Raw genomic sequence first — 20339 nt, forward strand, 5'->3', positions numbered from 1 at the left:
AAAATGAAACAACGTAGTATGAACAACCCGAGCTGGCCACGCCGCTCCCTGGTGGCACTGGCCATCCTGGGACTGGCCCCGCTGGCGATGGCCCAGCAGAGCAGCACCACGGGGGAGTTTCGCAAGGACAACAGCGAACCCAAGGTCTATAGCCAGGAGGGGCTGGTCGATAACTTCGCCCAAACGCTGCCGGTGGGCGCGACCTTCGCCCCGTTGCTGACCGCCTGGGATGCCCAGGATGGCGATCTGACCGCCCGTCTCACTCAGGCGAGCGGGGTCAATACTCAGCAGCCGGGTCACTATGTGGCCCAATATCAGGTCAAGGACGATGGCCTGCCGATGGTGGATGGATTCCTGGGGTGGTACGGCTCCACCACCACCTTCTCACTGCCGGTGACTGTCTATGATCCGGCGGTTGAGCAGCCCGAAAACAACGTCCAACTGGGGGCGCTCTGGCAGGAGGAGGTCGTCAAGGATTCCAGCATATTGACGGCGATAGGACAGCAACTGAGCCGCAGCTTCCAGATCGATGGTGCGTCGCTGCCCCTGCTGGATGACAGGGTGGAGCTCACCGCCTTTAAACTCGCAGAGAGCAAGTGGGGGGGTGACAGCCGCCAGTTTATCCTGGTCCTGACCGATCCCGAGAGCGACACCCCAATCCTCGAGGAGCCTGCCGCCTATGTCGATGGGCAATTCACCCTCTCCAAACCCGTCTCGCTGCAAGTCGATAAAGAGTATCGCTTCACCCTGCGTTATCTCGCAGGCATACAACCACAGGGCTTTAGAAGCAATCAGGATGGCGAAGCTTGGCTGGTGGGGGTAGGTCAGCAGACGCAGGCGATCTATCCCTATGCCCAGGTGCTGGCCGATCCCGCCAACCAATTGGCATACGACCCCGGCCTGAGCCGCCCGCTCAAAGAGAAGCTGCTGAGCAGCCAGGGTGGCCAGGAGGTGCTCTATATCCAGAAGCTCGCCGCCGCCGACTCGCAGGATCTGACCTATGTCATCGCCGACCCGACGCTGGCCACCCTGCAAATGCAGGCCGGCGCACAGCAGGACAGGCTGCTGCTGAGTGGCCTGAAGGCGGGGGAAACCAATCTGGAGATCCGTGCCAACGGCAAGACGGTCGATCAGGTGCGGCTGCTCGTGACCACCCCCAAAGAGGTGACCCTCTCCTACAGCTATATCGCCTACCCCGGTGAGGTCAAGACCCACCTGTGGGACGATGGCCCACTGATCCAGAGCGAGCTTACCCGTCGTTACGCCCCCTACAACATCCAGCTCAAGTGGGTGGATAACGGTGTGCTGATCCATGAGTGGGACAAGAGCGGCAATGGCGAAGCCAGTCGTACCGAACAGCAAGCCCCGCTCAAGGATGGCTGGCTTCCTCATGCGAGCCAGGTCTTCTCCAACCTCTATGTCATCAGGAACTACAAGGATGCGTCCCGAGAGTGCAGTGCGTCGGGCAGTGGCTCGTCCATCGGCATGGGAGGCACCGATGCGCCGCCGCGTATCGGTTATCGCGGTGCCTGTCCCGGCAACTTCACCGAACTGGGTCAGGGGCTGACCCTGGCCCACGAGCTGGGTCATAACCTGGGATTGCTGCATACGCTCAGCACCGACAGCTACCGTGCCAGCAACCTCATGACCTCGGGTCGCAAGGAAGGCGTCTTCTTCGCGTACCAGTGGCGGACTATCCACCAGACCCTTAACGCACGCCTCGCCGCGGGCGATCAGGGGGTGCGTGTGAGCGATGACCGGGAGCCGGCTCCCGTGCCCCCGCTCAACCAACCACCGCTGGCCAATGCCGGTAGCGATCTGAATGTCACAGGCCCGGCCTCGATGGTGCTCGATGGCAGCGCCTCCCGCGATCCGGAAGGGCAGCCACTGCGTTATCAATGGCGTCAACTGAGTGGTACACCACTCAGCCTCGCCGCTGCCAACGAGGCGCAGATCAGGATCGATGTGCCCGCCACCCAGCAAGAGAGTCAGCTGGAGTTCGAGCTGACGGTGACCGATGAGCAGGGCGTGCAGGCGACAGACAAGGTGCTGGTTCACAACGGCGCCATGCCGGTCAATCAGGCGCCGGTTATCCGCCTCCCCGCCACCTTCTCCGCCAAGGCGGGGGAGTCGCTGACCATCAGCGCGCAAGGATCGGATCCCGATGGCGATGCCCTGACTTATCAGTGGCAGGTGCCAGCCGGTGTGGTGGCCAGCGGCCAGCACTCCGCCAGCCTGAGCATCACGGCGCCCGAGGTGGCCACCGAGCAGGGTTATGACCTGACCGTGACCGTCACCGACGGCGGGCTGGACAGCCAGGCGAGCACCCGCCTCACCGTGCAGCCTGCATCTGCGACGGCCTGTGCCAGCACGGATCCCGAGGCGGCCAAGTACCCCGCCTGGCAGGCGAGCAAAACCTACGTCGGCAAGGCGTTGGTGAGCCACAAGCAGCTGGTTTGGGAGGCCAAGTATTGGACTCAGGGCAACGAGCCAGGACCGACCGCCGAGCAGTGGAAGCTGCTCAGCCAGGTACAGCTGGGCTGGAATGCCGGCGTCGCCTACAACGGGGGTGAGACCACCGCCTATAACGGCCGCAAGTGGAAGGCTCAGTACTGGACCAGGGGCGATGAGCCCGGCAAGGCCGCAGTCTGGGTCGATCAGGGGGTCGCAAGCTGTCACTGACGAGCCATCAGGGATAGGGTCAAGCGATGCGCCACCCCCTGCCCCGGCAACGCCACCGAACTGGGTCAGTCGTTGGCCCTGGCCCATGAGCTGGGCCACAACCTGGGACTGTGGCACACGGGCAACGCGGATCCCTATCGCAACAGCAACCTCATGACCGCCGGTCGCAAGGAGAGGATCTTCCTTGCATACCAGTGGCGGCCGATCCACCAGACCCTGAGCAGCCGCATCGACGCGGGGGATCCCGGGGTGAGCGAGGGAACGGCGCAGCGCTAAACCGCCGGAGTACGGCTGGCATGCTGTACTCCGGCATCGACAATCAACCTCTTCATGGGCGCGGGAGCGAGGAGCCGGCGCCCGCTTTATCAGGCTTGCAACAGGGTATCTGGAGATGCCCAACACGATGAGGATCATCACAATGAAAAAAACGCACCTGGCCACGCTTGTCATGGCCACGTTGGCGAGCGGCCCCTTGCTGGCCACCGTTCAGGCTCCCACTCCGTTACCGTTCAATACCCAGACACCGATCAACGATCTGCAAGGCTCGCTGGCGGCCCAGATACAGTTTGCCCAGAGCCAGATCCTGCCGGCACGGGTGGCCGAGGGGGACAACCAGCCCCGGCTCACGGCCCAGCGCAAGAGCCTGCTGCTGGTCAGACCCTTGCAAGCCGACAGCGCTGTGCCGATGCAGGTGAGGGTGCAAGACAGCGCGGGGCAAACCTTGGGGACGCTGGCCCTCAATCCGCCAGATCAGCTCCCGAAAACCGCCTATTACCTCGATGGATCGCCGGAGGAGGGGGTCGATTTCACGCCGGGTGCCGGGACCACCAATGTCATTCGCAGCAGCAGTGAACTGGCCCGGTTGAGCGATCCGGCCGCCGCCTTCCTGCGCGAACGGCTGCAGCAGCACGCCCTGGTCGCGATCCAGACCGCCGATGGTCAGTGGGTCAGAGACATTCAGCTGCCGAGCGGCGCCGGCCTGGAAGGCAAGATGGTGCGCACCAGCTCCAATGCCGGTTACAACTCGACGGTGCGCTACAGCGACCGGCAGGTGACGCTCTCCCGCGGCCAGAGCCTGCAGTTCAAGTTCGTCGATGGCCAGTGGATCCGCGACGGGGAGCTTGAGAACAATGGCTTGCGTTATGCGACCGACGCCTGGAGCACCGTGCTGCCGGCAGACTGGATCCGGCCCGGCATCAGCCTGTTGTTCAGTCAGGGGGCCCTCAGTGGTGAACTGACGGCGCTCAAGGTCGGCGCCCCGAGCGAGCTGCTCATTCACACCATCGACCTCGGCATGCTCACCAGCCCCCGCGGCGAGTTCGACTTCGCCGGGGATCCCGAGGCCCATCGCGAATACTTCCAGACGGTGCCCACCAGCCGGCTGATCGTCAGCCAGTATGCGCCCCTGTCGCTGGCGGAGGTGATGCTGCCGGACGGTACCCTGCTCACCGACTTTGACCCGAGCCAGGGCGGCTGGCATGAGGGCACCATGCGCCAGCGCATCGGCAAGGAGCTGATCTCCCTTGGCATCGACAATGCAAACTACGGCATCAACAGCACCGCCGGCGAGGGGGAGAACAGCCATCCCTACGTGGTGGCCCAGCTGGCGGCCCACAACAGCCGCGGCAAGTATGCCAACGGCATCCAGGTGCACGGCGGCTCCGGCGGCGGTGGCATCGTCACCCTCGATGATTCTCTTGGCAACGAGTTCAGCCACGAGGTGGGCCACAACTATGGTCTGGGGCACTACGTCGGCGGCTTCGCCGGCTCGGTGCACCACAGCGCGGAGGCGGTCAATTCGACCTGGGGCTGGGACGGGGATCGCAACCGCTTCATCCCCAGCTTCGGCGTCAACCGCAGCGGTCAGAGCGCCTGTCTCGATGGCCAGTGCCAGGCCCCTTTCGAGGGCCATCCATTCGGCTTCGATGCCATGGCCGGCGGCGCGCCTCTCTCCAGCTTCAACCGTTTCACCCTCTATACGCCCAACTCGGCCGCCATCATTCAGCGCTTCCTCGAGAGCAAAGCGGTGTTTGATGCCGCGTCGCCGACCGGTTTTAGCAAATGGAATGACGCGACCGCCGCCATGGAGCCCTATCAGCACAGGGTCAATCTGGCCGAGCAAGTCAGCGCCCCGGTCAGCGATCTGGGCGAGTTGAAACTGGCGGCGCTGCTGGCGGAATACGATCTGGTCAAGATCGCCATGTGGGACGGCAACTGGGCGCGCAACATCCAGCTGCCGTCGGCGTCGGCGGCGAACCGTGGTCGGATCGTCTCTCTGGATCACGGGGCCGCCTACAACAGCACCCTGTTCATCAATGGCCAGCAGATCACCGTCTCCCGCGGCTTCAAGAAGAGCTACACCTCGGACGGCAACCGCTGGAACGAAGGGCCGCCGGCGGATCTGAGTACCCCGCGCAAGCCGCAGGCCTTCGGGGTGCCGATCACCACCCTGGTCGGTTATTACGATCCCACAGGGTCACTGCAGAGCTACCTCTACCCGGCGCTGCACGGTGCCTACGGTTTTGGCTACGGCGATGATGCGGGCCGACTGGCGGCCAGCGATTGCCAGCTGCAGGTGGAGACCCGCGATGGTCTGTTGCGTTTCAAACTGGCGAACCACCGGCTGAGCACCGGCGTGATGAACAAGTTCCACGTCAATGTGCCGACGGCGAGCGAGCCGCGCAGCGCCAGCGTGATTTGCGCCGCGCGGACGCTGGCTCAGCAGGCTGTTTCGGCGCCGGGCGTGATGCTGACTTATACCGTCAACGGACGCCCGCTTCAGTAGTGACTCATGCTGACATAATAGGTTTTAGTGGTGTGAAATAGAGCAAAAGCACAGTTGACTGTGCAATAAAAAAGGCCCCTCGGGGCCTTTTTTCATGGAAGGACATGCGTCATCAGAGCGGCTTTTGCCACAGACTCAGCAACATATCCTGCTCCATCTCATCCGGCCCCTGGTGGGTGAAGGCGTGGCGCTGCTCACCACCGGCCCGCCAGCCGAGGCGACTGGTCTCCAGCACGTGGCTGCGCAGACTCTGATCCATGGTCATGGAGAACTGGCAACGCTGGCGCTCAACCGGGTTGAGACCGGCCAGGGCCGGCCAGCTCAAGGGGTGCTCCATGCTCACCGGGTTGAGGCTGACGCGCAGTTGCCACTGGTGGCGCGGGCCCGGTTGCAGCAGCAGCAGATAACCGCCCGGTGCCAGCCAGCTGACCAGCTGCTCGGTCTTGATCTTGAGATCGTTGACCAGCAGTACCTGGGCGGTACCCGGCAGCAGCGGGGCCTTGGCCGGGTCGGCGATGACGAAGTGGCCTTCCGGCTGCGCCTTGTTGGCGGCGAAGATGGCGTTCTTGGCCAGATCAAAGCCGCCGACGCGCCAGCCGGGCAGGCGCTCGCTCAGGGCGCGGCAGTAGTAGCCCTCGCCGCAGCCGAGGTGGATCAGCTCATGGGTGTCGAGCGGTGCCAGCAGCGCCGCCATGGCCTCGACCAGCGGCAGCTGGTGACCTTGCTCAAGGAAGTGACGCTTGGCGCGCATCAGCATGCGACTGTCGCTGTCCTTGGGATCTTTCTTGCCGGGAATGAGGTCAAGATAGCCTTCAGGGGCGGGATCGAAATGGTGCTTGTTGTCGCAATAGACCCCGCGGGAGGCTTCATGAAGATGCAGGGGGCTGCGGCACAGGGGGCATTGAAGATGCATAGCTACTCGCTTGGTTGAAGCCAGGGAAGGGCGTTCGGGATTATAAGGGAGACGATCGAAAAAGGCTGCCGTGGCAGCCTTTTTATCAGGCGGAGGTCTTCAACGGCTTGTGCGAGGCCGTCGGACCCCCGGTCAGCGGGTACCAAACACCACTATGGTCTTGCCGTGGGCGGAGATGAGCTCTTGCTCTTCCAGCATCTTGAGGATGCGGCCAACGGTTTCACGGGAGCAGCCGACGATCTGGCCTATCTCCTGACGGGTGATCTTGATCTGCATGCCATCCGGGTGGGTCATGGCATCCGGCTGCTTGGCCAGGTTCAGCAGGGTCTGGGCGATCCGGCCGGTTACGTCCAGGAAGGCGAGGTTGCCGACCTTCTGGCTGGTGTGCTGCAGGCGCTTGGCCATCTGGCCGGAGAGGCGCAGCAGGATGTCCGGGTTGACCTGGATCAGCTGGCGGAATTTCTTGTAGGAAATCTCGGCGACTTCACAGGCGCCTTTGGCTCGCACCCAGGCGGAACGTTCCGGGTTCTCGTTCTCTTCGAACATCCCCATCTCGCCCAGGAAATCCCCCTGATTCAGGTAGGAGAGGATCATCTCCTTGCCCTCGTCATCCTTGATCAGGACGGCGACGGTGCCCTTGACGATGTAGTAGAGGGTTTCTGCCTTCTCGCCGGCGTGGATCAGGGTGCTCTTGGCGGGATACTTATGGATGTGGCAATGCGACAAGAACCACTCAAGGGTGGGATCGCTTTGCGGTTTGCCAATGATCATGAGACTTCCTCTGTAGTGTCTTTTTTATGGACTCGTGCGTCCGGGCAAGTTGCCAAGCCTGCCATTCCTTCGTCTTTGGTCGCAGTAGAATAAGAGCCTTTGTCTGTGCTGACAAGGCTTTGGGACTGTGCCGTCCATCTCTGTGCATCGATCTGCTGCGCCATCCCGGCCATTCTAGGCAAGAAGAGCTCTGAAGATGTTGATTTCGATCTATTTACGCTGGAAGTGCGCAAGATAATGGGCATGTGCCACTCGGCCCCTGCTTGAGGTATGCTATGGGCGTCAGAACCGTCGTCATTGAGAGGAAATGTGAGATGAAAGCCAAGGTCAGCTGGGTGGAAGGCATGAAGTTTGTGGGCGAGAGCGAGTCCGGTCATCAAGTGACGCTGGACGGCGCCAACCCGGGCGAAGGTGCCAGCCCGATGGAGATGATCCTGCTGGCGGTCGGTGGTTGCAGCTCCATCGACGTGGTCTCCATCCTGGAGAAGGCGCGTCAATCCGTGACCGCCTGTCACGTGGAGCTGGAAGGGGAGCGGGCCGATTCCGTCCCCCGTGTGTTTGAAAAAATCCATCTCAATTTCGTCGTGACCGGCAAGGGGCTGGCCGAGAAGCAGGTGGCCCGTGCGGTCGACTTGTCGATGGAAAAGTATTGTTCGGTTTCCCTGATGTTGGAAAAAGCGGTAGAAATTACCCATAGTTATCAAATTGTTGAAGCTTGATAGTTGTAGTTTGTCCCGTCGATAACGCCATGACATAAGGAAAGTGCGATGAAAAAGACGATAATGTTGCTTCCCCTGTTCGGGCTGGCTGCCTGCAGCATGCCGCAGCCGACCCAGTATCAGTACAGTCAGTATCAGTGTGGGGAAGAGTTGTTGGCCATCACCTATGACGCTCAGGCCGACATGGTGCAGTTCCCCTATGCGGGCGTGTATAACAAGCTGGGTCGCATCGAGTCGCCCAAGGATACAGCCAGCTATTCCGATGGGGTCACCACCTTCTCCCGTCAGGACAAGAAGGCCACCCTGGTCAAGAGTGGCGTGACCCTGCTCACCTGCGAGCTCAAATAACCCGCTGTCAGTCTGGTGTATCAACAAACGGCCCGCTTCAAGCGGGCCGTTGTGTTATGGGGGTTAGCGCGTGGGCAGGGCGCCCAGCAGCTGCTCGGCCAGTTGCTGGCTCAGCTGGCTGCGGGCTCTGTCGTCGATGGGCACGTCGCTGGCGAGCTGGATGGCGCTGCTCCACACCGTCTGCTGGGTCTTGCGGTCGAGCAGCATGATGGCGAGGGTACCCTTGCGGGCATCGGCGCCAGCCTGCAGGCCCGGGGTCATGCCGAGGCGTGCAAAGATCTCGCCATCGCTCATGTCCTTGCTGCCTGCCACTCCGATGGCGACCCAGACATCGGCCTCATCGAGCGGCACGCTCTGCCATCCCTTGCCATTGAGATCCCGGTTGACGGCCTGCTGTACCGGCTCCAGCCAGCCGGCGGCGCTGTTGCTCGCATACTGGAACTGCTCGGCCAGCGCGTAGCGTGGCGTGGCGCCATAAGTCCAGTTATCTGCCGGACGTACCACCATGGTGCCGGTTTCGACGGTGGGGGCGGCTGGGCCCGTGCTGCAACCCCCCAGCAGGGCCGCCAGTGTTAATGAGAGAAGTGCACCGCGCATCATAAGCTCCTTGGCTCAGGTGATCTTGCCGGTTTCGATCAGTTGCTGGATCAGGGGGCGCAGGATCAGCTCCATCGCGAAACCCATCTTGCCGCCCGGCACCACTATGGTGTTCATTCTGGACATGAAGGCGCCATCGATCATCGACAGCAGGTAGGGGAAGTCCACCTGCTTGATGCCGCGAAACCGGATCACCAGCATACTCTCGTCCAGGCTGGGTATCACCTTGGCGCTGAAGGGGTTGGAGGTGTCGACGGTCGGTACCCGCTGGAAGTTGATGTGGGTGCGGGAGAACTGCGGGGTGATGAAGTTGATGTAGTCATCCATGGAGCGCACGATGGAGTCGGTGACCGCCTCGCGGGAGTGACCGCGCTCGGAGGTGTCGCGAATGAGCTTCTGGATCCACTCCAGGTTGACGATGGGCACCACCCCGATGAGAAAGTCCACGTGGCGGGCCACGTTGTGCTCGCCGGTGACCACGCCGCCGTGCAACCCCTCGTAGAACAGCAGATCCGTCTCCCCCGGCAGATCCTGCCAGGGAGTGAAGGTGCCCGGCATCTGGTTGAAGGGCACCGCCTCGTCGAAGCTGTGCAGGTAGCGCCGGTACTGGCCGTTGCCGTTCTGGCCGTACTCCTGGAAGAAAGACTCCAGCAGGCCGAAGTCGTTGGCCTCGGGCCCGAAGTAGCTGATGTGGCGACCCTGCTCGCGGGCCTTGCGGATCGCCACGTCCATTTCGGGCCGGGTGTAGCGGTGAAAACTGTCCCCCTCGACTACCGCCGCTTGATAACCGAGTTGATGAAACATCGATCGGAAGGCGTTGGTGGAGGTGGAGGTGCCGGCACCGGACGAACCGGTAACCGCAATGATGGGATGCTTTGCCGACATAGAATTCTCTCTTCCTTGGGAGTTCCGTTATAAGGGGATGTTCAAAGCGCGGTCAAGTGCGCCTTCGATGTCAGGCGGCGTTCTGCCGTGGCAAATGAGAGGGGAAGGCCTGCTCCTGCCTCGCGCCGGCATTGGCGTCAGCGGCTGTCGTAGCCGGCGACCCGTGCGGACCCTTGGCGGTGAATCATGGGCGAGAGCGAGCCGTGGGACACCCAGGCTGACCGGGTACTCCACGGCCACCGCGGCTGAAGGGTATTATTCCGGAAAATCCTCGGTGGTAGCGCGACTTAAGGACTCTTTGGACACTATATTGATACTCTCGTGCAGTTCGCTGTAGACGATCACCGCGCTGCCTTGGCGCAGTTGTTGTCTGACAGCCTCGACCTTGTCGGCCAGACTGACATCTTGTTCACCGTATTCGGTGCCTTCCTGCAGGACGAAGTGTTCGAGCAGATTGTTGAGGGTATCCGGATCAAGCTCTTGCCAGGGGATTATCATGGTTTCATCTTCGTTCATTGATATGCGCACATTGTCTGCGTCTGGCCGCCAAGCGCAAGGGGTTTGTCTGGGGGAGTGCGTGCATGTTGTCCGTTGAACAGCGCCGTCTCGCCAGCCATCTCGATCACCACCTGAACGATGCCCGTCGCCGGGCGCTGAGCGCCGGATTGCGCTGGTTCTGGGTCATCAACCTGTTGTCCCTCCTCTATCTGCTCGCCCGTTTCCACGTCTATAGCGACGCCCGGCTGGTGGCCCTCGACGCGCTGCCCTGGACCTATGAGTGGCAGCTCGGCCTGATGGCCGTCTCCTGTCTGCTGATGCCCCTGGGGTGGCGCTGGCTCTCGCGTCAGAGACCCTCCATCTGGCTGCCCTGGTTGTGGGCCGGCGCCCTGTTGTGGGGCTCTGCCTGGGCACTGATCAGTTACGCCATCGTCACAATCGAACTCAAGGTCGGTTTCAGTCTGGCGTTCAACATGGTCAGCCTGTTGCTGCTGACGGCGCTGATCGCCTTCTATTGCGAATGGCGGCTGTTCTACTGCCTGATAGGCCCGCCCATGATCTTCCTGTCACTCGAGGGGCACTGGGTGTTGGTCCCTTCGCTCAGTGTGCATTGGCTGGCGGTGGGTTGTCTGCTGATCGTGCTGGAGACAGGGCGACGGATGCTTAACGGCTGGTTCGAACTGGCGGTGTCACGTGAGCATGACAACCTGGTGCTGGCACGCAGGATGGATGCCATGGCCAACAGCGATCCCCTGACCGGGGTGGCAAACCGGCGCTATTTCTCGACCGTCAGCGAGCAGATCCTGAAAGAGGTACAGAGTCGGCAAGAAGCACTTGCCCTGATCCTGCTGGATGTGGACTTCTTCAAGCTGTTCAACGATCGCTATGGTCATCAGCAGGGGGATGAGTGCCTGATCGCGGTGGCCGATTGCTTGCGCCTCTCCCTGCGTCAGCCCACGGATGTGGTGGCCCGCTATGGTGGGGAGGAGTTCGTGATCCTGCTCCATGGTGCCGATGGCGCCTCAGCCGAGATGGTGGCGAGGCGAATCGCCAGCGAGCTGCTCGCCTGCGCCATTCCTCACGACGCCTCCAGCGTGTCTGACTGGGTGACCGTCAGTCAGGGGGCCGCGCTGTGGCGCGAGGGGGAGACGATCGCCGAGCTGCTGGCACGGGCGGATGAGGCGCTGTATCGAGCCAAGGACGAGGGACGCAACGGTTATCGACTCGCGCCCTGAGCCTGCTCTTTCAGCCACTGGCTGATCCGCTCCTCCAGCCAGAAGCGGGGGCGCCAGGGGGTGCCGTGCAGGAAGCCCACATGGCCGCCACGGCGGCTCAGCTCGTAGCGCACCAGGGGGGAGAGCTGTTCCGGCGTCGGGATCACCGCCTGGGTCATGAAGGGATCGTCGGCCGCGTGGATCACCAGGGTCGGGATGGGGATCCGGGCCAAGAGATCGAGGCCGGAACAGCTCTGATAGTAGTGATTGGCGCTGTCGAACCCGTGCAGCGGCGCCGTGACCTGCTCGTCGAAGTCGCGCAGGGTGGCGATGTGCTCGACCTGCTCCGGTTGCCAGCGAGACCGGGCCGCCGGCTGATGGCGGATCTTGCTCTGCAGATTGGCGCGCATGGTGCGCAGCAGATAGCGCTGATAGACCCGTGAAAATCCCCGATTGACCCTATCGGCGCAGCTCGCCAGTTGCAGTGGCGCCGAGATCACCACGGCGGCGGTCAGCTCAGGCGGGCAGCCGCGAGCCAGCAGATTCACCAGCATGTTGCCGCCGAGGGAATAGCCGATGGCGACCATGGGCTTGCCGGGGAAACGGCGGCCGAGTTCGGCGATCAGGGCCTGCGCGTCCTCGATGGCGCCGGAGTGGTAGGCCCGCAGCAGCCGGTTCGGCTCGCCGCTGCAGCCGCGAAAATGCATCAGTACCGCCTCATCTCCCTGCCGCTGCAGGTGGGCAAACAGGCCTTTGGCATAGTGGGAGTGGATGCTCCCCTCCAGACCGTGAAACAGCACCAGCAGCGGCTTTTCATTCTGACTGATCGGACCGCTCCAGGCGAGATCGACGAAATCCCCGTCCGCCAGTTCAAACCGCTCCGGGGTGAAGCGGGCCGGCGTGCGGCGCAGCCACTTGGGCAAGATGGTTTGCAGGTGGGGATTGCGGGCCCACCAGGGGGCGTGAAAGTGGCTCTCTGTCAACATGAAGCGGCTCGGGGTTGCGGGGCGGTCAAGGGGGCGGCGAGGCTGGCTCGCCGCATGGATCAGGCGGGCAGGCGGTCGTGGTGTTCGGCCCCGCGCAGCATGGCCTGGATCAGTTCGTTGGCCTCGAACTTGGTCAGCGCCTCGTGGGCACCGACCTGATGGGCGCGCTCCACGCTGATCTCGCTGGAGAGCGAGGTGTGCAAGATGATGTAGGCCTCCGCCAGCCTGGGATCGCTCTGCACCTCGAAGGCCAGCTCGTAGCCGTCCAGTCCCGGCATCTCGATGTCGCTCACCAGGATGTCGATGCGGCTGCCCTGACCGACCTTCCCCTGCATCAGGCTGAGGGCATCGCGCCCGTTGGTGCACACCTCGTACGGAATGTTGATGTAGTCCAGCGCCGCCATCAGCTGGCGGCGGGCGACCGAGGAGTCGTCCACCAGCAGGATCCGCATAGGTTTAAGCCGTTCACGCTGCACATCGGTCAGCACCGGGTAGAGGTGACTGGGATCGTCCGGATAGACCCGGGACAGGATCAGCTCCACATCCAGCAGCTGGATCAACTGCTCGCCCACCTTGGTCACCCCGGTCACGAACACGTTTTGGCCGAGGGAGGGCGGGGGCGGCTCGATGTCACGCCAGTTGCACTCGGTGATCTTGTCGATGCCGCGCACCAGGAAGCCCACCAGGGTTCGGCGGCAGTCGGTGATGATGATGAAGCACCGGGCCATCTCTTCCCGGGTGATGCGTCTGTACCCCACCGCCATGGCCATGTCGATCACCGGAATGGTGGTGCCGCGCATGTTGGCGGCACCGAGCACGGTCGGGTGTGAATGGGGCAGGGCGGTGAGCTGGGTGTAGGGGACTATCTCCTTCACCTTGAGGGTACCGATGGCGAAGGATTGCCTAGCGGAGAGGTGAAACAGCAACATGCCCTGGGATTGGTTGGCCTTGCTCGTCATGGCGGATGTCCTGTTGATCTAAACGGTGGCGGTCAGTTCGGTGTTCAGCATAGAAGATGATGATAGCGATGATCCGTCTGCTGTTAACGACCGTGGGCCGCAAAACTGGATCCCTTTCACCATTAATTCTTTCCTCAACAGGTTCAGGCCGAGGGGGACTGCAACAGAGAATCGAGGGTCGAGCCGAGCCAGTGCAGGCAAGCCTCAGCCAGTGCAGTTTCATCTCTGAACCCGAGTTTTGCCATCACCTGCGCCGGCTTGCTGCCGCTTTTGAGCAGGCGCACCGCCTGCAGCAGTTGCCATTGGGCCGCGAGGGCCTCGGGATCCAGTCCGGCGGCCACGAGCCTTTGCCCGGCGGCGAGGTCACCTCCCTGCAGCGCACGCCAGGCGCTTTGCAACGACAGGTCCGCCTGTGGCTTGATGGTGCAGCCTTGCAACTCGTCCTGGATTACCTGCAGGCGGTGGCCATAGGCCCCTTGCCAGTCATGTTCCCTGTTCCAGCTGGCCAGGCTGTCCAGCAAGGCCGGCAACAAGGGGGTCGGTTGCACCCAGCCCGCCTGCGCGGGTTGCGCCACGCGCACCGAGCAGATCAGCCGATCATAATGGCAGCCAGCCAGAGGGGTGAAGGCGGCGAGGGCATCGGCGCAGAGCCAGAAGTGGCTGCCCGCCGTCAGCAGCAGTTCATGGGCGCCGAGTCTGAGCAGTGCCGCTCCCTGGGTGACGCGCAGCAGTTGCCCCATGGGGACACGCTTGCGGGCACCGACCTGCAGATGAGGAGTGGAAAAATGCTGATATTCGATGGCGTGATGCATGGTGAAACCCTGATATGATGCTGCCTGGAGGTAACAAAAATGGAAACCAGACGTAAAAAACGCTTCATTGCCGGTGCGGTTTGCCCGGCGTGCGGCAAGATGGACACCATGATGCTGTATATGGAGCATGGAGTCGAGAAGGTGACCTGTGTCGACTGCGGGGATACCCAGGTGCAGACCCAGGCCGAGGTGGACAAGGCGACCCGCGAGGCCGAACAGGTCATCGGGGTGTTCAGGCCGGAATAGGGGCAACCTCAGAGGTTCAAAAGAAAGCCAGCCTGGCGCCGGACTGATGAGTTTTTCAGCATATGGGAGGGGGCCCTGCCATATGCTTGGCCACCTTTTTAAGGTATTCTGGGCCCGTTTTTTTCTATCCGCAGGATCCCTGACATGAAAGTAGCTCCCCTGAGCGTGGTTACGCTGGAATACACGGTCACCGACGAACACGGTGAAGTCATCGACACCACTGTCGGTAAAGAGCCTCTGGTGTATCTGCACGGTACCCGTTATCTGGTCGCCGGCCTCGAAGCCGAGCTGGAAGGTCGCAGCGTGGGCGAGGCGTTCGACGTCACCCTGACGCCAGGCCAGGCTTATGGCGAGTACGACGAGACTCTGGTGCAGGAAGTGCCTGGTGAGCTGTTCGATGGCATGGAAGTGTCCGAAGGCGATACTTTCGTTGCCGAGACCGACGATGGCCACCGTCCGGTGACCGTGGTTGAAGTGTCCGAAGAGTTCATCAAGGTGGATGGCAACCATCCGCTGGCCGGTGTGACCCTGGGCTTCAAGGTCGAGATCAAGGACGTACGCGCCGCCACTGCCGAAGAGCTGGCCCATGGCCACGTCCACGGTGCCGGTGGTTGCGGTCACGATCATGGCCACGACCATGATCACGACCACGGCCATGAGCACGGCGGTTGCTGCGGTGGCGGCGGTCACGCTCACGACCACGGCCATGACCACGGTGATGACCATGGCCACGGCGGTTGCTGTGGCGGTGGCGGTTGCGGTGGCAAGGGTCACCAGCACTGATCTGCCCCAAGGCTTGATAAAAAAACCCGCGTCTGACGCGGGTTTTTTTATGGTTCAGTGCGGCTGCGCTCAGTAGTGCGGTGGCGGCGTCTCTTCGGCCATGCTGGCGATGTGACTCGGTTGCACGCCCTGCAGCTTGTCGACCAGCAGCTGGATCTGATGTTTGAGCCGATCGAGCTCACGGCCCTGGGTGGTCACCTCCTCGTTGAGCTGCTCCACCGTGTATTCCGCATAGGCGAGACGACTTTCCAGGGTCTCGAGGCGATCGTTAAGTTGCTGACTCATGGGCCTTTTGGTCCTTTACTTGATAGTCCAGATTTCGGCCAGGCCACTGGAACTGGCACTGACGAGGTGACTATTGTCGCGCAAAGCCACGCCGTAGACCACAGCGCTCGGCGGTTTCACCTTGGGATGGGGGGAGACGCGCCAGCGCTGCAGCAGGCTGCCATCGCTCACCCGCCACAGGGAGAGCTGACGGGAAGGGGCGCCGGTGATGAGCCAATTGCCGTCATTGGCGAAGCGGGCGCTGGTATAGATCTCGAAGCGGTGGTCAAACTGCAACCTGCTCAGCTCCTTGCCGGTCTTGAGATCCCAGACGCTGGCCTGGCGGCTGTCGGCGGTGAAGGCGAAGCGTCCCATCGGGTCGAGCCTGGCCAGCACTACCCTGCCGCCGTGGTTGAAGCGCCACACCGCCTGGCCGTTACGGGTGTCCCACAGGTAGGCGCTGTAATCGTTGCCCCCGGTGAGGGCGTAGCGGCCATTGGCGGAGAGATCCACGGTGTTGACCTGCTCGGTGTGGCCGAGAAACTGGATGCGGCGCCCGCTTCGGGTATCCACCAGTTCCGCCTTGCCATCTTCGCGGCCGATCAGCACCTGGCGACCATCGGCTGATAATGCTGCGTCCCTCAGGCTGGATTCAGGAAGTGAATAGTAGCCTTGGGACTGGCCATCTTGCAGGCGCCAGATGGCAAAGTTGTGCGAAGTGGCGGTGATGGCGTGGCTGTCGTCCGGGGAAAAACGGGTGAGGGTGACGAAGTCGTTGTTGTCATCGGATTGACGCCAGTGCCAGCGTTCTTTGCCCTGTGCCAGATCCCACACCACTGTGCCCTGGCTCAGGCTGGAGACGATGGCCTGCTTGCCGTCACGGCTCAGATCTGCGCTCAGCAAGCCTCGTTCGGCGAGGGGGATCTGCTGGTTCGGCAACGAGCTCTGTTCGCAGCCTGCCAGCGTCAGGCAGATAGCAATGAGATAAATGGCACTTTTGATCATTTTTCCTGTCTCATGCTTTCGTTACCTGCGATCAGGGCGTTAGTATAAGGCGCTTATCACGATAAACCTCTCATTTCACGAAGGAACCGAGAGCGGTATTTAGAGTTTTGGAGAAACTGATGAACAATTTTCTGAAGGTGTCCCTGCTGGCTGCGGCCGTTGCCGTCGGTCTGACTGGTTGCCAAAAAGATGAGAAGCCTGCTGCCAATACCGCAGAGGTCAAGGCAGAAGCCAGCAAGCCGGCAGAGGCCCCCAAGGCTGAAGCCAAGAGCTTTGAAGAGCAGTCTGGCTACGCTATCGGCCTCTCCATGGGTCGTTATATCGCCAACACCCTGGAACGTCAGCAGGAGTTGGGTATCAAGCTGGATAACACCGTCATCCTCAAAGGGGTGACCGACGGTCTGGGCAAAGAAGCCAGCATGACCGATGAGGAAATCCAGAAGGTTCTGCAACAGTACGATGCCAAGATCAACGAGTTGACCAAGGCCAAGGCTGACAAAGATGCCGTGGACAACCTGAAGAAGGGTGAAGAGTACCTGGCCGCCAACGCCAAGAAAGAGGGCGTGAAGAGCACCGAATCGGGCCTGCAATACCAGGTCGAGAAGCTCGGTGAGGGCGCCAAGCCCAAGGCCACCGATATCGTCAAGGTTCACTACACCGGTACCCTGACCGATGGCACCAAGTTCGACAGCTCTGTCGATCGTGGCGAGCCGGCGACCTTCCCGCTCAACCAGGTGATCCCGGGCTGGACCGAAGGCGTGCAACTGATGCCGGTTGGTTCCAAGTTCAAGTTCTTCCTGCCGTCCAAGCTGGCCTATGGCGAGCACGGTGCAGGCTCCATCCCGGCCAATGCCGTGCTGGTGTTCGACGTCGAGCTGCTGGCTATCGAGAAGCCGGCTGCCGAGGCCGAAGGCACCAAGAAAGGCGCTGAAGACGCCAAGAAATAAGCAGGAAACTGCTCAAAAACGGCTCCCTTGGGAGCCGTTTTTACTTGGCTCGGCCGATGGCCGGTGCAATAAAAGAGGGGCGTCACGGCTTGAGTGTGTGACGGCTAACCCCCAGAATAGACAACAAAATCAATCGCAAGGATGGATCCCGTGGCTGAAAGCAAACCTCGCGTCCTGTTGGTGGAAGACACCCGCAGTCTGGCGGTCGTCTATGAGCAGTACCTGACCCAGGATGGCTATGAGGTGTTGCTGGCCGACTGTGGCCAGCAGGCGCTGGCGCAACTGCTGGCGAGCCCGCCGCCGGTGGTGTTGCTGGATCTCGAGCTGCCCGACATGTCTGGCATGGACATCCTGCAGCAGATCACCGAGCAACAACTGCCCTGTTCCGTGGTGGTGATCACCGCCCACGGCTCGGTCGATGTGGCGGTGGAGGCGATGCGCCACGGTGCCTTCGACTTCCTGACCAAACCGTTCGATGGCAAGCGGCTGTGCGCCACCGCGCGCAATGCCCTGACCCACCAGCAACTGAGCTCGCTGGTGGCCCAGTATCGGGAGAACTTCGAGCGCAGCTCCTTCGCCGGCTTCATCGGTGCCTCCATGCCGATGCAGGCGGTGTATCGCATCATAGAGAGCGCGGCGCCGAGCAAGGCGACGGTGTTCATCACCGGCGAGAGCGGTACCGGCAAGGAGGTATGTGCCGAGGCCATTCATCAGTGCAGTCCGCGCCGGGAGCAGCCCTTCATCGCGCTCAACTGCGCCGCCATTCCCCATGACCTGATGGAGAGCGAGATCTTCGGTCACGTGAAGGGCTCCTTCACCGGTGCCCAGGGGGATCGCAAGGGGGCGGCCAGCCTGGCGGATGGCGGTACCCTATTCCTCGACGAGATCTGCGAGATGGATCTCGATCTGCAGAGCAAGCTGCTGCGCTTCATCCAGACCGGCACCCTGCAGCGGGTCGGCAGCGGCAAGCTGGAGACGGTGGACGTGCGCTTCGTCTGCGCCACCAACCGGGATCCCCTGGTGGAGGTGAAGGCGGGACGTTTTCGGGAGGATCTCTACTATCGTCTGCACGTGATCCCGCTCGGCCTGCCGCCCCTGCGTGAGCGCGGCGAAGACATACTGCTGCTGGCGCGGGATCTCTTGCTGCGATATGCCAAGGAGGAGAACAAGCGTTTCAGGGATTTCGATGCCGAGACGGCGCGGGTGCTGCTCGATTACCCCTGGCCCGGCAACGTGCGCGAGCTGCAGAACGTGGTGCGCAATATCGTGGTGCTCAACGACAGGGAGCTGGTGAGCCCGGATATACTGCCGCCCCCCCTCAACGGTGCCCGCGCCGGTGTCGTGCCGGTGTCGGCCTTGGCTGAGCCGGATGTGGTGTCCTCCCCGGCGCGGCCGAGTGCCCCGATCCGCCCGCTCTGGCTGGTGGAGAAGGAGACCATAGAGCAGGCCATCGCCAGCTGTGATGGCAATATTCCCAAGGCCGCGGCGCTGCTGGAAATCAGCCCCTCCACTATTTACCGCAAGAAGCAGGGCTGGGAAGAGGCGAGCCAGCGTTGAATGAGGGCTGAACATCAGCCCTCCCATCTTCTGTCCATCTACCGCAAGCAGCAGGGCAGGAAAGAGGCGAGCCAGCGTTGAATGAGGGCTGAACATCAGCCCTTCCTCCTATCTTCTGTCTATCTACCGCAAGCAGCAGGGCAGGAAAGAGGCGAGCCAGCGTTGAAAGAGGGCTGAACATCAGCCCTCTCATCTCCTATTTCATTATCACAGGGCGAGAGGCCGGTGCTCTCCTGGCCTAATAGACCATGGCCAGACTCATCAGCATCAGGCCGAGGGCGGCGAAGGCGCCCTCCTTGATGGCGAGCCGCGGTACCAGCGCCTTGGGCAGTGCGGGGAACAGGCTAAGCGCAAAGCCAAGCCCCGGCATCAGCCAATGAAAGCCCGGACTGCGCTGGGCAGGGTCGGCGGCGCCGTTGATGACGATGAGCAGGATGAACAGGGTGAAGGCGGGCAGGATAAACCAGCGGGCGCTGCCGGAGGCGACGGCCCGCAGCGGCGAGATGCGATATAGCACCAGGGTCACGATGAACAGCACCAGGGGGGCCAACAGATAGAGCGGGGCCGGATTCATGACGGAAGTTCTCCAGATGATGGCAGGTTGAAGGAGGCCGGGTTCGTCGGCATCCTGCGGGCGACGGCGGCAAGGCTGGCTGCCGACTGACACCCGACGATGGGGGGCGAATTTAATCAGCCAGGGGAGGAGATGACCAGCATCTCGGCCCCGGCCTGTGAAGCCGATCCCAGGGCAAAGGTTTGCCCCAGCCTGGCTTAACGCAGCCAGAACCAGGCAGCGGCGAAAGACAACCAGCTCAATACCAGCAGCACCCAGGGCAAGGGATGCTGGCGGGAGACCTCGATGACCTCGAGCTCGTTCTCTTCTTCCTGTTCACCTTGCGGCAGAGACTTCGCCTTGGCTTGCAGTTTCTTCTGGCGATTGGCCTCCCGTGCCCGCGCCTTCATCTGCTTCTTGTATTCATCTATGCCTTTCTGGATCCCTTGCGCGATCAGCTGGGTCTGCTCCTTGGTCTGGCCCGGTTTCTGGTTGGCGCGGGCGATCTTCATCGCCTCTTGCTGGGTCTCGGGGGAAATCTTGTCGTACTTTGCCATTCGAGGCGCTCCTTGGCGTCGGTTGGCGGGAATTATGCCATAACTGCTGCCCGCAGACTGCCATTTGGGCCGACGAAATAACCCGGTGCTCCGCCGAAAAAGGGTCTGGATATCAGAACGCCAAATCAGGTTGCGCGGGTGATCACATTTAGCGGAATTTGTGAGTCGTCGATGAAAAATCGTCACATGTTGTTTGTTATATTACCGCCCGACCCGAGGCTGGGTCGTCCAATAACAAAATAACAAGGTGATATGGAA

At 62.0% G+C, this 20339-nt stretch carries 22 protein-coding genes; 10 read left to right on the top strand and 12 right to left on the bottom strand.

Annotated features, from left to right (window positions below; all coding sequences use genetic code 11):
• Positions 1-3 precede the first annotated feature (3 nt).
• From ACZ9IL_RS00500 to ACZ9IL_RS00510, 3 genes are all read left to right on the top strand, one after another.
• On the top strand, positions 4-2682 hold the full coding sequence (locus tag ACZ9IL_RS00500) for a PKD domain-containing protein (protein ID WP_476001728.1): 2679 nt from the start codon (positions 4-6) through the stop codon (positions 2680-2682).
• Positions 2683-2754: 72 nt separating this feature from the next.
• Entirely contained in the window at positions 2755-2958 is a 204-nt protein-coding gene (locus tag ACZ9IL_RS00505; protein ID WP_476001729.1) for a hypothetical protein, read from the top strand.
• Positions 2959-3100: 142 nt separating this feature from the next.
• Entirely contained in the window at positions 3101-5467 is a 2367-nt protein-coding gene (locus tag ACZ9IL_RS00510) for a M66 family metalloprotease (protein WP_476001730.1), read from the top strand.
• 112 nt (positions 5468-5579) lie between these two features.
• On the opposite strand, the gene ACZ9IL_RS00515 is transcribed toward ACZ9IL_RS00510, so the two are convergent.
• Both ACZ9IL_RS00515 and crp read right to left on the bottom strand, forming a co-directional pair.
• Positions 5580-6380 (bottom strand): putative RNA methyltransferase, encoded by an 801-nt coding sequence (locus ACZ9IL_RS00515; protein WP_476001731.1) that lies wholly within the window; start codon positions 6378-6380, stop codon positions 5580-5582.
• A gap of 132 nt (positions 6381-6512) precedes the next feature.
• The gene (crp, locus tag ACZ9IL_RS00520; protein ID WP_025328082.1) at positions 6513-7151 is read right to left on the bottom strand and encodes a cAMP-activated global transcriptional regulator CRP; all 639 of its coding nucleotides are present in this window, start codon (positions 7149-7151) and stop codon (positions 6513-6515) included.
• A 314-nt stretch (positions 7152-7465) separates the two neighbouring features.
• Between crp and ACZ9IL_RS00525 the strand changes: the two genes are divergently transcribed.
• Together ACZ9IL_RS00525 and ACZ9IL_RS00530 are read left to right on the top strand one after the other, a co-directional pair.
• On the top strand, positions 7466-7870 hold the full coding sequence (locus tag ACZ9IL_RS00525) for an OsmC family protein (protein ID WP_476001732.1): 405 nt from the start codon (positions 7466-7468) through the stop codon (positions 7868-7870).
• Positions 7871-7918: 48 nt separating this feature from the next.
• Complete coding sequence (locus ACZ9IL_RS00530) at positions 7919-8218, top strand: hypothetical protein (RefSeq protein WP_476001733.1); 300 nt, start codon at positions 7919-7921, stop codon at positions 8216-8218.
• A 63-nt stretch (positions 8219-8281) separates the two neighbouring features.
• Here the strand turns inward: ACZ9IL_RS00530 and ACZ9IL_RS00535 are convergent, their stop codons facing one another.
• From ACZ9IL_RS00535 to ACZ9IL_RS00545, 3 genes are all read right to left on the bottom strand, one after another.
• Positions 8282-8815 (bottom strand): DUF4136 domain-containing protein, encoded by a 534-nt coding sequence (locus ACZ9IL_RS00535; protein ID WP_476001734.1) that lies wholly within the window; start codon positions 8813-8815, stop codon positions 8282-8284.
• Between the two features lie 15 nt (positions 8816-8830).
• Positions 8831-9700, bottom strand: coding sequence for a phosphoribulokinase (locus tag ACZ9IL_RS00540; RefSeq protein WP_476001735.1), 870 nt, complete (start codon positions 9698-9700; stop codon positions 8831-8833).
• A gap of 255 nt (positions 9701-9955) precedes the next feature.
• Positions 9956-10198, bottom strand: a complete 243-nt coding sequence (locus tag ACZ9IL_RS00545) for a YheU family protein (RefSeq protein ID WP_476001736.1) — start codon at positions 10196-10198, stop codon at positions 9956-9958.
• 83 nt (positions 10199-10281) lie between these two features.
• Here ACZ9IL_RS00545 and ACZ9IL_RS00550 point away from each other — a divergent pair, with 83 nt between their 5' ends.
• Entirely contained in the window at positions 10282-11433 is a 1152-nt protein-coding gene (locus tag ACZ9IL_RS00550; RefSeq protein ID WP_476001737.1) for a GGDEF domain-containing protein, read from the top strand.
• Here ACZ9IL_RS00550 and ACZ9IL_RS00555 read toward each other — a convergent pair.
• The 3 genes from ACZ9IL_RS00555 to ACZ9IL_RS00565 form a co-directional block, all read right to left on the bottom strand.
• Entirely contained in the window at positions 11415-12398 is a 984-nt protein-coding gene (locus ACZ9IL_RS00555; RefSeq protein ID WP_476001738.1) for a hydrolase, read from the bottom strand. The genes ACZ9IL_RS00550 and ACZ9IL_RS00555 overlap by 19 nt on opposite strands.
• Before the next feature lie 59 nt (positions 12399-12457).
• Complete coding sequence (locus ACZ9IL_RS00560; protein WP_476001739.1) at positions 12458-13357, bottom strand: chemotaxis protein CheV; 900 nt, start codon at positions 13355-13357, stop codon at positions 12458-12460.
• A 143-nt stretch (positions 13358-13500) separates the two neighbouring features.
• Complete coding sequence (locus ACZ9IL_RS00565) at positions 13501-14169, bottom strand: hypothetical protein (protein WP_476001740.1); 669 nt, start codon at positions 14167-14169, stop codon at positions 13501-13503.
• A gap of 39 nt (positions 14170-14208) precedes the next feature.
• On the opposite strand from ACZ9IL_RS00565, the gene ACZ9IL_RS00570 reads away from it, so the two are divergent.
• Both ACZ9IL_RS00570 and ACZ9IL_RS00575 read left to right on the top strand, forming a co-directional pair.
• Entirely contained in the window at positions 14209-14415 is a 207-nt protein-coding gene (locus ACZ9IL_RS00570; RefSeq protein ID WP_033130616.1) for a YheV family putative zinc ribbon protein, read from the top strand.
• 144 nt (positions 14416-14559) lie between these two features.
• A complete protein-coding gene (locus ACZ9IL_RS00575; RefSeq protein WP_476001741.1) occupies positions 14560-15198 on the top strand; it encodes an FKBP-type peptidyl-prolyl cis-trans isomerase in 639 nt (212 codons plus the stop codon).
• A 69-nt stretch (positions 15199-15267) separates the two neighbouring features.
• Here ACZ9IL_RS00575 and ACZ9IL_RS00580 read toward each other — a convergent pair whose 3' ends face one another.
• Both ACZ9IL_RS00580 and ACZ9IL_RS00585 read right to left on the bottom strand, forming a co-directional pair.
• Positions 15268-15483: a SlyX family protein gene (locus ACZ9IL_RS00580; protein WP_476001742.1), complete on the bottom strand. Its 216-nt coding sequence runs from the start codon at positions 15481-15483 to the stop codon at positions 15268-15270.
• A gap of 15 nt (positions 15484-15498) precedes the next feature.
• On the bottom strand, positions 15499-16467 hold the full coding sequence (locus tag ACZ9IL_RS00585; protein ID WP_476001743.1) for a WD40 repeat domain-containing protein: 969 nt from the start codon (positions 16465-16467) through the stop codon (positions 15499-15501).
• Positions 16468-16586: 119 nt separating this feature from the next.
• On the opposite strand from ACZ9IL_RS00585, the gene fkpA reads away from it, so the two are divergent.
• Together fkpA and ACZ9IL_RS00595 are read left to right on the top strand one after the other, a co-directional pair.
• On the top strand, positions 16587-17414 hold the full coding sequence (gene fkpA, locus ACZ9IL_RS00590) for an FKBP-type peptidyl-prolyl cis-trans isomerase (RefSeq protein ID WP_476001744.1): 828 nt from the start codon (positions 16587-16589) through the stop codon (positions 17412-17414).
• 150 nt (positions 17415-17564) lie between these two features.
• Positions 17565-18971 carry a sigma-54-dependent transcriptional regulator gene (locus ACZ9IL_RS00595; RefSeq protein ID WP_476001745.1) on the top strand — a complete coding sequence of 469 codons (1407 nt, stop codon included), beginning with the start codon at positions 17565-17567 and terminating at the stop codon, positions 18969-18971.
• Positions 18972-19209: 238 nt separating this feature from the next.
• On the opposite strand, the gene ACZ9IL_RS00600 is transcribed toward ACZ9IL_RS00595, so the two are convergent.
• Both ACZ9IL_RS00600 and ACZ9IL_RS00605 read right to left on the bottom strand, forming a co-directional pair.
• Positions 19210-19545, bottom strand: a complete 336-nt coding sequence (locus ACZ9IL_RS00600; RefSeq protein ID WP_100858211.1) for a hypothetical protein — start codon at positions 19543-19545, stop codon at positions 19210-19212.
• Between the two features lie 197 nt (positions 19546-19742).
• Positions 19743-20081, bottom strand: a complete 339-nt coding sequence (locus ACZ9IL_RS00605) for a DUF2956 domain-containing protein (protein WP_476001746.1) — start codon at positions 20079-20081, stop codon at positions 19743-19745.
• Between the last annotated feature and the right edge of the window lie 258 nt (positions 20082-20339).

It is taken from the genome of Aeromonas sp. TECH754, from assembly GCF_056279295.1.